General features: G+C 69.8%; 9 protein-coding genes. 1 reads left to right on the top strand and 8 read right to left on the bottom strand.

The annotated features are described in order from the left end of the window. Nucleotides 1–627 precede the first annotated feature (627 nt). A complete protein-coding gene (locus AC6I0Y_RS02830; RefSeq protein ID WP_236643538.1) occupies nucleotides 628–1,281 on the bottom strand; it encodes a M48 family metallopeptidase in 654 nt (217 codons plus the stop codon). Continuing rightward, complete coding sequence (rsmI, locus tag AC6I0Y_RS02825; protein WP_160710479.1) at nucleotides 1,278–2,153, bottom strand: 16S rRNA (cytidine(1402)-2'-O)-methyltransferase; 876 nt, start codon at nucleotides 2,151–2,153, stop codon at nucleotides 1,278–1,280. The genes AC6I0Y_RS02830 and rsmI overlap by 4 nt, the downstream gene beginning before the upstream one ends. A gap of 284 nt (nucleotides 2,154–2,437) precedes the next feature. On the opposite strand from rsmI, the gene AC6I0Y_RS02820 reads away from it, so the two are divergent. Then, entirely contained in the window at nucleotides 2,438–3,010 is a 573-nt protein-coding gene (locus AC6I0Y_RS02820) for an NUDIX hydrolase (protein ID WP_497732969.1), read from the top strand. Between the two features lie 553 nt (nucleotides 3,011–3,563). Here AC6I0Y_RS02820 and AC6I0Y_RS02815 read toward each other — a convergent pair. The 6 genes from AC6I0Y_RS02815 to nrfD all read right to left on the bottom strand — a co-directional run bounded on the left by AC6I0Y_RS02815 (nucleotide 3,564) and on the right by nrfD (nucleotide 13,511). After that, nucleotides 3,564–8,321: an acyl-CoA dehydratase activase-related protein gene (locus AC6I0Y_RS02815; protein ID WP_497732966.1), complete on the bottom strand. Its 4,758-nt coding sequence runs from the start codon at nucleotides 8,319–8,321 to the stop codon at nucleotides 3,564–3,566. Nucleotides 8,322–8,348: 27 nt separating this feature from the next. Continuing rightward, nucleotides 8,349–8,987, bottom strand: a complete 639-nt coding sequence (locus AC6I0Y_RS02810; RefSeq protein WP_497732963.1) for a TetR/AcrR family transcriptional regulator — start codon at nucleotides 8,985–8,987, stop codon at nucleotides 8,349–8,351. Nucleotides 8,988–10,352: 1,365 nt separating this feature from the next. Further along, nucleotides 10,353–11,060, bottom strand: a complete 708-nt coding sequence (locus AC6I0Y_RS02805) for a TorD/DmsD family molecular chaperone (protein ID WP_160709452.1) — start codon at nucleotides 11,058–11,060, stop codon at nucleotides 10,353–10,355. After that, nucleotides 11,044–11,523, bottom strand: coding sequence for a DUF4405 domain-containing protein (locus tag AC6I0Y_RS02800; RefSeq protein WP_160709454.1), 480 nt, complete (start codon nucleotides 11,521–11,523; stop codon nucleotides 11,044–11,046). Before AC6I0Y_RS02800 ends, AC6I0Y_RS02805 begins: the two co-directional genes overlap by 17 nt. A gap of 4 nt (nucleotides 11,524–11,527) precedes the next feature. Then, the gene (locus AC6I0Y_RS02795; RefSeq protein WP_160709456.1) at nucleotides 11,528–11,890 is read right to left on the bottom strand and encodes a hypothetical protein; all 363 of its coding nucleotides are present in this window, start codon (nucleotides 11,888–11,890) and stop codon (nucleotides 11,528–11,530) included. Nucleotides 11,891–12,251: 361 nt separating this feature from the next. Further along, complete coding sequence (gene nrfD / locus AC6I0Y_RS02790; protein ID WP_497732959.1) at nucleotides 12,252–13,511, bottom strand: NrfD/PsrC family molybdoenzyme membrane anchor subunit; 1,260 nt, start codon at nucleotides 13,509–13,511, stop codon at nucleotides 12,252–12,254. Nucleotides 13,512–13,517 lie beyond the last annotated feature (6 nt).

Below are 13,517 nucleotides of genomic sequence, written 5' to 3'. Positions count from 1 at the left end.
GCTGCGTCGGAATAACGCGTTTTCGCCAACGAACCGATGTTTCACGTGAAACATTTGAGCGATACCCGAGGAGACCGACAAGAACGAGTGTTTCACGTGAAACACTCGCGCCCGGCGGACGACTGGCGGAACCCGCGCATATCGCGCATCGCGACGGGCAGCTGGCGGAGCCGGCACAGTGCGCGGCGACAGCCGACGCGATCCGCGCCTCGCGGCATCCAGCCGGCACGACCTGCGTCTCGCGGTGTTCGGCGGACGGCTGGCGGAACCCGCGCGATCCGCGTCTCGCGACCGGCACGGTGGCGGGGCCGGAACCATCCGCGTCTCGCGACCGGCGCGGTGGCGGGGCCGGCACGGCGGCCAGTAGGCGGCAGACGGCCAGCAGCCCCGGGCGGGCGGCTGGCGGGGCCGGCACGATCCGCACCTCGCGGCGTCCAGCCGGTACGGCCTGCGTCTCGCGGCGGGCGATTGATGAGGCCGCCTACTCCGCGTCTCGTGGTGTCCGGCAGGCAGGCGGCAGGGGCGTCACCATGCACGGCGGAACCCGCGCGGCCTGCGTCTCGCGACCGGCGCGGTGGCGGGGCCGGCACCATCCGCGTCTCACGGTGTCTGACAGGCGGCCGGCGGCTAGCGGAGCTTGGCGCGGCGGGCGCGCCAGTCGGGCATGAGGCGATCCATGGCGGCTTGGAAGCGAGGGCCGTGTCCGCGCTCGATGAGGTGACAGAGCTCATGGACCACCACGTACTCCAGGCACTCAGGCGGGTAGAGCGCCAGCCGCACGTTGATGCAGATGCGCCCGGTGGACGGCTGGCAGCTCCCCCAGCGGCTCGTCATGTTGCGGTAGACCACCTTGCCAGCGCGCACGCCCATGATGGGCTCCCATGCCTCGATGAGCGCCGGCACGCAGGCCTCGACGACGGCGCGCCACTGGGCGACCTCCGCCGGGCTGGCCGCGGCGGCCTGGGCGCGTGGCGAGGCGGCGACCGCCTGGCGCTGGCGCTCTATCCAGCCGCGCTTCTCGCGCACGAAGGCGCAGATGAACGCGTCCGACGTACGCGGCGGCGCCGACACGGCGACGCGGCCGTCGGCAGCGCGCACGCGCAGGTTCACGTTCTTCACGCGCTTGCGGGTGACCCACACCTCCAGGCCATCCACCACGAGTAGCTGCGCCTCGGTCGCCGTCCGCGCCCTGCTGCGCGAGGCGGCCAACGCGGCCGCGCGCGCCGGCTCCCCATCAGCCCGCGTGCACCCCTCCGGCATCCTGCCGGGCGCACGCGTCATGGGCGGGCCTTGGCGGCGGCCATCGCCAGGTCGTAGGCCTCGTTGCGGGAAACGCCGCACTCGGCACACAGGCGTTTGGCGATGTCCTTCGTGCGCAGGCCCTCGGAAGCCAGATCGGCCGCACGATCAGCTGCCGTCGCGGCGGCAGCCTCGGCGCCCGCAGCGATCTCGGGCTCGCTGGGCCCGTCGATGACGAGCACGATTTCCCCGCGGATGCCGCCAGGCTCGGCCGCACGGGCCGCGAACGCGTCGCGCACTTCGGCCGCTGGGCCGCGCAGCACCTCTTCGTGCAGCTTCGTCAGCTCACGGCAGACCGCCACCGTACGCAGCGGCAGTATCCCCGCCACCGTCTCCAATGCGCTGACCAGGCGGTTTGGGCTCTCGTAGAAGACGAGCGCCGCATCGAGGCCCCGCAACGCCTCCAGGCAGGCGCGCTGCTCCGCCGCCTTGCGCGGGAAGAAGCCGCCGAAGTAGAAGCGCGGGTTCACCGTGCCGCTCGCCACGTAGGCGGTAGCCGCCGCCGTAGGGCCAGGCAGCACTTCCACCGGCGCGTCGGCCTCCCGGGCGGCGGCCACCAGGCGCAAGCCGGGGTCGGACACGCCGGGCATGCCGGCATCGGAGCAGTAGGCCACCACCTGACCGGCGAGAACGCGCTCGGCGATCGCCGTCGCCCGCACGCCCACGAGCGCCTCGTCGAGCCGCTCGAGCCGCTTCTCGATGCCGAAGGCAGCCAGCAGCCGACCGGTCACACGCGTGTCCTCGGCGCAGACGACGTCGGCTTCGGCCAAGGCGGCGCGGGCACGGTCGGTCATGTCGCCCAGGTTGCCCAGGGGCGTGGGCACGATGATGAGTTTTCCCGTTCGAGTCTCCATGGTGACGAATTATAATCCCGCACGCGCTAGAATACGGATGGCATCGCGCCATTCCCCGCAGGACCCCCGCGGCCCCAGACCCGACACCTGCCGCATCCGCGGCTGGCGCCCTCGCCTGGCGCGCGGCCGACAGCCCCGGCGCGCCCGCAGAGGCGCCCCGCGGCCCCAGCCTGCGGCCAAGGGCTCGCCCGGCCCGCCACGCCCGCCGGCAAGCCCGCCCACAGCGCTCGCCAGGCCCGCCGCCTCCCGTCGCACTGCCCCTCGCCCGCCTCGAAAGGACCGCCATGACCCTCATCGACGACCTCCGCGCCTACGAGCCGCTCAACGAGCAGGAGACCGTTGACAAGCCCGTCATCCTGCGCGCCCTCGAAGCCGGGCCCGCCTGTCTCGACCGCGCGGCGCTCGCGCACCTCGCCTGCTCCATCTGGACGGTCGACCCCACGTTCACACGTACGCTGCTCGTCTATCATAACCTCTACGACTCCTGGAGCTGGATCGGCGGCCACGCCGACGGCGAGACCGACCTGGCAGCCGTCGCCCTGCGCGAGCTGGCCGAGGAGACCGGCGTCACCGACGCGCGGCTCGTCCCCTGCGGGCCCGGCGGCATCTACTCGATTGAGGTGCTCACCGTCAACGGCCACGAGAAGCACGGGAGCTACGTCGGGTCTCACCTACACCTCAACGTGACGTACCTGGCCATCGCTAACCCCTCGGCGCCGCTGCGCGTCAAGCCCGACGAGAACTCGGGCGTGCGCTGGGCACCCCTCGACGACGCCATCGCGCTGTCCACCGAGCCGTGGATCCGCGACCGCATCTACCGCAAGCTCATCGCCAAGCTCGCCACCATCCCGCGCTAGCGCCGCCGCGCTCCAACGCGCAGGGCCCCGCCCCGCATGCCATAGCAGCCGTCAGCGCGTCCCAGCCAGGCCTTGCCAACACTCCCTTGCATGATTTTTCGGCTTTTTTGGCCATTTGCTTCGAAATTCCGACCCGCCTGGGACTCGCACGGCTTCACCTGGAAGCGTTTCCCCTGGTCGGCTATGGACGCTCCAGAGGCAAACCGCTTTCGGAGCCTCGTTTGGCCGTCGATGCCTCGGAATTTCGAAGCAAATGGCCAAAAACCGCGCATCGCGCTGCAGCCCCCTCGCGCGCCCTAGAACCACACGAGGGCGGCAGCCGGAATTCCAGCCGCCACCCACCTGCAGGCGCCGCACGCGCGCGCCGCGCCCGGGCACCTGGGCGCGGCGCCCCCTCGCCCGACCGTCCATCGCGCCCAGGCGACGCCCAGCGCCCAGCGACCCGCGATCCTGCGCCCCGCACGCAAAAAAGCGCCCGCCCCCTCCGCCATCAGGCGGACGAGAGCGGGCGCTCCCAGGCCCCAAAGGCACCGCGCGAGGCGACTTGGCGGCGCTACTCCGCCGTGGCGGTCTCCACCTCCACGGAGCCCAGCTTCTCGGTGGCGGGCCCGGGCCGCCCCGCGCCGACGAAGGCATCCCGCGCCCCGCGGGCCTCGCGCTCCTTCTCGGCCAGGTTCGCCTTGGCCACCGCGATCATCAGCTTGATGCGGTTGAGCTGATTGACCTCGGATGCGCCGGGATCGTAGTCCACCGCCACGATGTTGCTCTCGGGGTACTGGCGGCGCAGCTCCTTGATGACGGCCTTGCCCACCACGTGGTTGGGCAGGCACGCGAAGGGCTGGGCGCACACCACGTTGGGCGTGCCCTCGCGGATGAGCTCCACCATCTCGGCGGTGAGCAGCCACCCCTCGCCCATGGAGTTGCACAGCGACAGGATCTGCTCGGCGTAGTCGGCCAGCTCGTAGATGTCGGTCACCGGCTCGAAGCGCTGCGAGCGGCGCAGGGCGTCGTTGACCGGCTTGCGGAACTTCGCGATGGCCTGAAGGGCGATCTTCGACCCCACGGCGCCCTTCGGCGAACGCCCGAGCGGATCCTTCTGGAAGATGGCGCCGGCGATGCCGAACAGGAAGAACTCGATGAGCCCGGGTACCACGGCCTCGCAGCCCTCGCGCTCGATGACGTCCACCAGCTGGTTGTTGGCCGTGGGATGGAACTTCACGAGGATCTCGCCCACCACGCCCACGCGCGGCTTGGTGCCCTCGCCGGCCAACGGCAGGGTGTCGAAGTCTCCGACGATCTGGCGCACCGTGCGCTTGAACTCGCCGTAGGTGACGCCCCGGTGCAGCTGGCCCTTGCACGCGGCCATCCAGTGGTCGAACAGGCGCGTGGCGCTGCCCGGCTCCACCTCATAGGGGCGCGTGCGGTACAGGCACATCATGAGCAAGTCGCCGTAGCACAGCGCGTAGAGAGCCTGGAGCAGCATCTTCGGCGTGATCTTGAAGCCGGGGTTCACCTCGCCCAGGTCCTTGAACGACAGCGCGATGACGGGGATGTGCTCGAGCCCCACCGCCTTGAGCGCCTTGCGGATGAGCGCGATGTAGTTGGTGGCGCGGCAGCCGCCGCCCGTCTGGGTGATGAGCACGGCCAGCTTGTCGGTGTCGTACTTGCCGGAGAGCACCGCCTCCATGATCTGGCCCGTGACCAGGATGGACGGGTAGCAGATATCGTTGTTGACGAACTTGAGGCCCGCGTCCACCGCGCCATGGTCCACCGACGGCAGCAGCTCCACGTTGTAGCCGAAGCGCTGGAAGATGTCGATGAGCAGGTCGAAGTGGATGGGCGCCATCTGCGGCGCGAGGATGGTGTAGCCGGCCTCCTTCATCTCCTCGGTGAACTGGGGGCGCGCGAACTCGGTGGAGACGCCCTCGCGCTGCTCGACCTCGGCGGCGCGCACCACGCCGTCGGCCTTCTCGGTGAGCGAGGCGGGCACGAGCTTGTCCAGGTCGTCCAGGTTGATGGACGTCGCCGGGCAGGCGCGGTTCGCGGCGCGCGCGTCAGCATCGGCCTCGGCGTCGCGGTCGGCCTGGTCCTTGAGCGCGGCGAGTAAGCTGCGCACGCGGATGCGGGCGGCGCCGAGGTTGGACACCTCGTCGATCTTGAGCACCGTGTACACCTTGCCGGCCGCCTCGAGCACCTCTTGGACCTGGTCGGTGGTGAGCGCGTCCAGGCCGCAGCCGAAGGAGTTCAGCTGGATGAGGTCGAGGTCGCGCCGCTGGGTGACCACCTTCGCCGCCGCGTAGAGGCGCGTGTGGTACATCCACTGGTCCACCACGCGGATGGGACGCTCCAGCTGGCCCAGGTGCGCCACGGAGTCTTCCGTGAGCACGGCCAGGCCGAAGCTCGTGAGCAGCTCGGGGATGGCGTGGTTGATCTCGGGGTCGTTGTGGTAGGGACGCCCCGCCAGCACGATGCCGCGCGTGCCCGTCTCCTCCATCCAGGCGAGCGTCTCCACGCCCTTCGTGCGCATGTCGCGCTTGAACGCCTCGTCCTCGGCCCAGGCGGCCTCCACCGCGGCGGCCACCTCCTCGGCCGTGAGCGGCATGCCGTGACGCCCGGCGGCCTCGGCCAGGTTCTGGCCCAGCTCCACGAACAGGCGGTTCTTCAGATGCTCCTTGCTGTCGTAGGGCAGCCAGGGGGTGAGCAGCGGCACGTCGCCGCCGCGCAGCTCGTCGATGTTGAGGCGCAGCGCCTCGGGGTAGCTGGCCACGATGGGGCAGTTGAAGTGGTTGCCCGCGGTCTCGTCCTCCTGACGCTCCCACTTCGAGCAGGGCATCCAGATGAAGTCGGGCTTCTTGGCCAGCAGGTTCATGATGTGGCCGTGGGAGAGCTTGGCCGGATAGCACACGCTCTCGGAGGGCATGGACTCGATGCCGGCCTCGTAGGTCTTCTTCGTGGACGGGTCGGAGAGCACCACCCGGTAGCCGAGCTGGGTGAAGAAGGTGAACCAGAACGGGTAGTTCTCGTACTGGTTGAGCGCGCGCGGGATGCCCACGGTGCCGCGGGGAGCGTCCTCGGGCGCGAGCGGCTCGTAGTGGTCGAACAGGCGGCGGCTCTTGTACTCGAAGAGGTTGGGTACCTCCGAGGCTCCCTTCCCCGTCCCCAGGCTCTCGCCCTTCTCGCAGCGGTTTCCGGTGATGAAGCGACGGTTCTTGCCCGTGGCCTCGTCCTTGCCGAAGTCGTTGACGGTGAGCAGGCAGGCGTTGGAGCAGCCCTTGCAGCGCACGGTCTTGTGGGTGGGGGCGAGCGCCTCGATGGCCGCGAGCGAGAGCAGCCCGCTCACGGGAACCTTCGGGCCCACATCCGGTGACAGGGGCATGTTCTCAGTATGGCGGCGCGCATCCTCGTAGCGGTCGCGGGCCAGGAGCGCCGCGCCGAACGCGCCCATGTTGCCGGCGATGTCGGGGCGCACGGCGTCCACCTCGGAGAGCTGCTCGAAGGCGCGCAGCACCGCGTCGTTTAGGAACGTGCCGCCCTGGACGATCACCTTGGTGCCCACGTCGTGCGGATCGCGGATCTTGATGACCTTGAACAGCGCGTTCTTGATGACCGAGATAGCCAGGCCTGCGGCGATGTCGCCCACAGTGGCGCCTTCCTTCTGGGCCTGCTTGACGCGCGAGTTCATGAACACGGTGCAGCGGCTGCCCAGGTCAACCGGGCTCTCGGCGCGGATGGCGGTCTCGGCGAACGCGGCCACGTCGAGGTTCAGGCCGGACGCGAACGACTCGATGAAGCTGCCGCAGCCCGACGAGCAGGCCTCGTTGAGCATGATGTGGTCGATGACGCCGTCCTTCACGCGCAGGCACTTCATGTCCTGGCCGCCGATGTCCAGGATGAACTCCACCCCGGGCAGCATCTCCTGGGCGCCGCGCAGGTGGGCCACCGTCTCGATCTCGCCGGAGTCCACGCGCAGGGCCTCGAGCAGGAGCCCCTCGCCGTAGCCGGTCACCGTGGCGTGGCCGATGGTCACGAGCGGCTCGCCCGTGACGGGGTCGGCCGGCAGCGCGCGGTACAGGTCGGCGAGCGCCGCCTTCGCGCAGCCGAGCACGTCGCCTTTGTTGGACGCATAGGTGGACCACAGCAGCGCGCCGTCCTGGCCGATGAGGGCCGCCTTGAAGGTGGTCGAGCCGGCGTCGATGCCGAGGAACGCCATCCCGCGGTAGTCCACGAGGCTCGCGCGGCGCACGCGCTCGGCGTCGTGGCGGGCCTTGAACGCGGCGTAGGCCGCGTCGTCGGCGAACAGCGGCGCCAGGCGCACCACCTCCGAGCCCTGCAGGTCGCCCAGGCTCTCCAGGCGCGTGAGGATGTCGGCCAGCCGCTCGGGGGCCGCGCCGGCCTCGGCACCGGCGATGGCGCAGCCCGACGCCACGAACAGGTGCGCATTCTCGGGCACGAGGATGTGATCCTCATCGAGCGCAAGCGTCTCGTAGAAGCGGTTGCGCAGCTCGGGCAGGTACTGGAGCGGACCGCCCAGGAAGGCGACGTTTCCCCTGATGGGACGCCCGCAGGCCAGACCCGAGATGGTCTGGGTGACCACCGACTGGAAGATGGACGCGGCGATGTCCTCCTTGCGCGCGCCCTCGTTGAGCAGCGGCTGCACGTCGGTCTTGGCGAACACGCCGCAGCGGCTGGCGATGGGGTAGATGGTGGTGTGGCTCTTCGCCAGCTCGTTGAGGCCGCCTGCGTCGGTGTTGAGCAGCGCGGCCATCTGGTCGATGAACGCGCCCGTGCCGCCGGCGCAGGTGCCGTTCATGCGCTGCTCGATGCCGTTGTCGAAGTAGATGATCTTCGCGTCCTCGCCGCCAAGCTCGATGGCCACGTCGGTGCGCGGGATGAAGGTCTCCACGGCCGTCTTGGACGCGATGACCTCCTGCACGAACTCGATGCCGAGCCACTGGGACAGCAGCAGGCCGCCGGAGCCGGTGATGGCGATGGTCATGGCCTCGTCGGGGAACTGGGCCGCTGCCTCGCGCAGCACCTCGATGATGGTGGCGCGCACATCGGCGTGGTGCCGGCGGTACACCGCCCAGCGCACCTCGCCTGCCGCGTCGAGCACGGCCAGCTTCACCGTGGTAGAGCCCACGTCGATGCCGATGCGCAGGGCGTTCGGGTCGACGGGCGCGGGCGCGACGCCAGCGGCCGCGGTATCGCCCACCTCGCCCGCAGCCTCCACGCGGGTCACGCGCATGACGGCGGGATCGACGGCGCCATCGCTCGTGATCTGCACGTACTTGCTGGTCTTCGTTCGCTTCATGGTTTCTCTAACCCTCCCTTGTTCGCGTTAGAGCTCGATGGATTCGCCGGGCTTGATGAACAGCAGGCGCAGCGCAATGACGGCCATCTCCTCGGATGACTCCGCCATGCCCGTCTCAAGCCAGCGGGTGATGACGCCCAGGTAGGCTGACGCGTAGAACGCCACGTAGTAGTTCACGAAGGGCGTGGGGTTCTCGCGGTAGCGGTCGTGCAGGATGTTCTCGATGAGGTCGGTGCACACGGCGTCGCGCAGGCGCGGGGCGAACCGGATGTCGCCGCCGGGCCCCATCACCGCGTGCAAGAAATCGGCCTGGTCACGCAGGTAGTCGAACAGCTCCACGAGAAACGGGAGCGGGGCGCGGCCGACGCGGATGCGCAAGAGCTCCGCGAGCGAGAGCTGCTGCATGGATACGCGGAAGCGCTCGAGGTCGGCGACGACCTCGTCCTCCAGCGTGAGGAGCAGGTCCTCCTTGTCGCGGAAGTGGTTGTAGAACGTGCCGCGGTTGAGGTCGGCGCGGGCACACAAGTCGTTGACCGTGAAAGCCTCGTAGCCGCGCTCCTCCATGAGCGCGATGAGCGCGTCGCGCAGCGCCCGCTTCGAGCGGACGATGCGCCGATCCTCCCCCGCCGCGATGGGCGGCGCGCAGGTCTCGAGCGTGGTGGCCATCGGTTCCCTTCGTTATCTTGCACATCACGAACAAAAATCAACACCCTGTTCATTACCGCGCATTGTACTCGGAACCACCATCCGCCGCAACCGTCGCGGCTGCCGCAACCGCCGCGGCCGCACGGGGTTTCTGCACACTTTTGACGACTTTGCGACGCAAAGGCACCCTGGGCGGGCATCCGAGAGCCCCTCGCCAGCCGCAGGAAGAGCAGCCACCGAGGCCCACCTGGGGAAATGCGGACGACCGCCCGTCGGTGAAGGGCAGGAAGGGCGGCGGCGCGTCGCAAAGTCGTCAAAAGTGTGCGGAATGTTGGGGGGGGGATGGAGGGCGGTGAGGGGCGGGGGCGGTAGCAGATGCGAGGCGGGACGGCGGGACGAGCGGGGCGGGCGGGATGGGGAGGCGGGTGCGAGAGAGCGGGAACGGGACGAGCGGGGCGGGCGGGATGGGAAGGTTGGTGCGAGAGGATGGGAGGCGCGGGGCGGACAGCGAGGCGAGGCCGGACGAAGGATTGGCAGGGCAAGCGAGGCAGCGGGCTTGACGCGGGGACGGGAAGGCGACAGCAGATGTGAGGTGGGGCGGCGGGACGGGGACGAGACGGCGGAGAGCAAGGCAGAGCGGCGGGAGCGGGACGGGTAAAGCGGGGCAACGACGCCTCCCAGAGGGCGAGGCGGAGCGAGCGTATCGCGGGGGGGGCGACGAGGAGAGGCCGGACGAAGGCTTGGCAGGGCGAAGCAGAAGAGGATTGGACGGGGCAGGGACGCGAGAGTGCGGGGGTGCGAGGTGAGTATGAGACAGGAGGGCAAGGACGGGCACAAGGCTGAACGGAGTGGGACGGAGCGGGCGTATCGCGGGGGCGACGCGGTGAGGCCGGGCGAAGGCTTGGCGGGGCAAGCGAGGCAGCGGGCTTGACGCGGGGACGGGGAGGTGGCAGCAGATGCGAGATGGAGCGAAGCAAGGCAGGACGGCGGGACGGGACGAAAGCGAAAGGCGGGAGCAGGGGCGCGAGAGTGCGGGGTGCGAGGCGGGTGCGGTGCGGCGCAAGGCGGAACGGAGCGGAACAGGACGAGAGCAAGGCGGGAGCCGACAAGGCAGGACGGCGGGCGCCTCGGGAGGATCCGGATTTCTGGCCAAAAACACCATGGTTTACGCAACAACGTGCCCACGGGAAGCAAAGCGGCCGGAGCTGACCTGGGGAAACGCCGCCTGCGCCGCTCCGAGACGCCGAAGAACCGCGTAAACCGCGGTGTTTTTGGCCAGAAACTCGAAACCCGCCGCACCTGGGCGTCCAAACGAAAAGGCCCCGGCGTGAACCGGGGCCCGCGTACTGCGGCGCACGAAACCGGCGCCGACGGTCACGCCAGTCGCTATGCCGCGACGAACGCCTTCAGCAGGCTGCCAGCCTGGGGGTAGAAGCCCAGGCGCGCGTCCTCGGCGGCCTTGTCGGCGAAGCGCGGCGTCCAGGTGCGAACGTGCTCGTCCATGAACTGGTCGTACGCTGCCGCAGGCGAGCCGCCAGGCAAATCGGCCGAGGCCACCACGTCACCCGGCTCGCCCTCGTCTGCGTCCTCCACGGGATCGCCCGCCTCAGCGGCCGCATCCACGGCAGCACGCAGGGCCAGGTACTCCAGCAGCTCGAACTCGGTGGCCACATGATCGAGCGGCTCGTTGGTGCCCTCGGGACGACCCAGGCCGCAGGCCTTGCAGAAGCGCTCCACGTCCATGGAGTGCGGGTTGACGAACAAGAGCGCCTGCACGCCGTCATCGGCGGCGCGCCAAACGCCCTCGTAGGGGCTGCACAGCGGCTCTGGCGCGCCCACGAACAGGCGCGTGGCCTCGGCACGCAGGGCGTGCTTGAGCTCGTCGGGGTCATCGACGGCCGCAGCCTCAGCGGCGCCGGGAGCGCCGTCAGCGGGCCAGGCGAGCCCCAGGGCGCCGGCTATCTCCTCGGCCGCCTCGCCCCACTCGCCGCTGGCGATGGCGCCCACGAGCACGTCATCGGGATAGCGGAAGCTCAGGGCGAGCAGCTCGCACAAGGCCGCGCGGGCCTGCCAGGTATCAGCGGTCACGGTCATGTTCGGTCTCCTTCTTCGCGGAGGGCTTTTTCCTCTGCAGCAAACGATACGCCATTCCAGCGTTCAGGAACAGGTGAATCAGAAGGAGCGCAAGAAGCACCTTAGCCGACACGGCGTGCAGCGGATTCCAGAAGTAGTAGCCCTCGGCGTACAGACCGAAGGCAGGCAGCACCGCGCCCGACACCATCACGCCCGACACCACGCACACCATGAGCGCCACGGCCAGCAGCACCGCCAGCACGGCACGGGCCACGCGAGCGGGCGTAGCGCGGCGCGCGGCTCCGTCGGACGCCGGCGCGCGCTTGAGGATGACCTGGTACAGATGCTGGGCCAGGTGCACGGCCAGCACCACGAACACGGCCAGGCCGAGCCACTCGTGAAAGGCCACCCCCGTGAGCGAGGGCAGCGAGACGATGACGTAGGCGACGAGCGCCACCGCATCGACGGCAAGCTTTCCGCGCACAAGATCACCTGACCTTTCGGATGACGAAGGCAAGCGCGATGACGAGCGCCACCGGCATGAGAATCCAGAGGTTGAGGCTCGCGTCGGAGGCCTGGTGGTAACGGCCGAGCAGCGTGTCCCACGCGTGGCACTCGACGGAGGCGCAGCCGGCCTCGGGGCAGGTCATCTCATGGACGCCGTCGGGCTCGGGCACATCATCGAACCCGTGGCACGTCCCGCTCGCGCAGCCGGTGGCCGGGCAGGGCGAGTCTGCGGCGATGGGCACGGGCAGCGGCGCGGTTCCCGGCTGAGCGAGCGCGCCGGCCCCCAGCACACAGGCGCCGATGAGCGCCAGCGCCGCAAGCGTAATCAGCAGCTTCTTCCCCATGGGCGAAACCTTCTCTCATCTCGGCAGGCAGCGACCCACCGGTCGACTCGTCGCACGCTCCCCCCCCCCACGCCGCATGCGACCCACTCGCATTATGACAGCCCTCTTAATGTATGACAAGCTATGACAAAAGGGGCGGATCGGAGGAGGGAGAATCCGATCCGCCCGAAAAGGGAGGGCTTGCGGAGAGCACGGAGGGCGGGATCAGGCCAACTCGCCCTCCGTGCCAGGCACGCGCCCACGCCCAGCGCCAGAGGGGAAGGCGCCCGGCGGGCAAGGGGCGTCTGAAGGGCAGCCCCCCCCCGACAGCGCGCCTCAGGTAAAACCCTGAGGCGCGCCGCCATGGGAGGGAACGGGCGCGCTAGTCCTGCGGGCGCAGGGGCAGGAACTTGAGACCCAGCAGGAAGACGAGGACGGCGAGCGCCACCACGCCGGCGCACACGCCCCACTCGATGGGGGCCGGCCAGTAGACCATGCCCTGGTAGGCGGCGGCCAGGCCGGACTCCCAGTTGGTCACGGTCATGGGGCCAGAGGCGGCGGCGTAGTCAGCCAGGTTGGCGATCTGGAAGCCGCCGACGAGGATCTGGACGCGCTTGCAGAGGATAGCGAGGATGGCGAGCGCCGAGGCGAGCGCGATGAGGCCGGGGCGGCGCAGCGACGGCGTGAAGCAGATGACCGCGGCGGCGACGCAGCCGACGACCTCCACCCAGAAGAAGGGCGCGAGCGGGCCGGACACGAGCATGTCGACGACCGCCAGGCCCTCGCCCCCGGGGAAGCCCTCGGTCAGGAGGTCGCAGCCGAAGAAGTACAGGTCCACCACCACGAAGGCGCCGAGCAGCTTCACGAGCTTGACGAGGCTCTCGCGGGAGAGCTCGAGGTAGCCGGCGCGGGAGAGCGCCATGCACACCAGCGTCACGAGGCCGGTGCCGCACACGAGCGCCGAGCTCACGAACCAGGGGGCGAGGAGCGCCGTGTGCCACATCTCGTGGGACTGCTGCAGGCCGAAGATCCAGGCGGTCACGGAGTGCACGAGCACGGCGCACACGAGGGCCACCACGCTGATGACGCGCAGGGCCGCGTGCGAGACCTTGCCCTGCTCGGCGCGCACCTGGGCCCAGAGGTAGGCGCAGGAGAGGATGAGGTAGGTCGCCAGCACGATGATGTCCCACATGAGCGGCGAGCCGAGGTTGGAGTACGCGAACAGCTCCCACACGCGCAGCGGCTGGCCGAGGTCGACCACCACGAAGCCGATGGCGGCCACGGTGGCGGCGATCGAGCTCATGACGGCCACCTTGGAGATGCCGCCGAAGCCCCTGATGCCGAAGGCCTTCGGAACCGACGAGATGATGAGGCCGCCCGCGGACAGCCCCACGAAGAACATGAACATCGTGATGTAGAGGCCCCAGGAGTCGAGGTTCCTCATCGCGGTCTGCACCATGCCGCCCGTGAGCTGCATGCCCCAGAGCACGATGCCGGCGATCACGAGCACGGCAGACACGCCGATGCCCACGTTAAGCCCCTTGCCGCCCCAGGCGGCCGCCCGGGTTCCCGTAGCCTCGCGCGCCTTCGGCGCTGCGGTGAGGTCGTCGTCGAGAACGGCGACGTTGCTAGTGTCAGTCATGGTCGT

The organism is Adlercreutzia sp. St.1H8, from assembly GCF_059728655.1.
The sequence above is the reverse complement of the archived record's forward strand: the minus strand, read 5'-3'. Positions and strand labels throughout refer to the sequence as shown.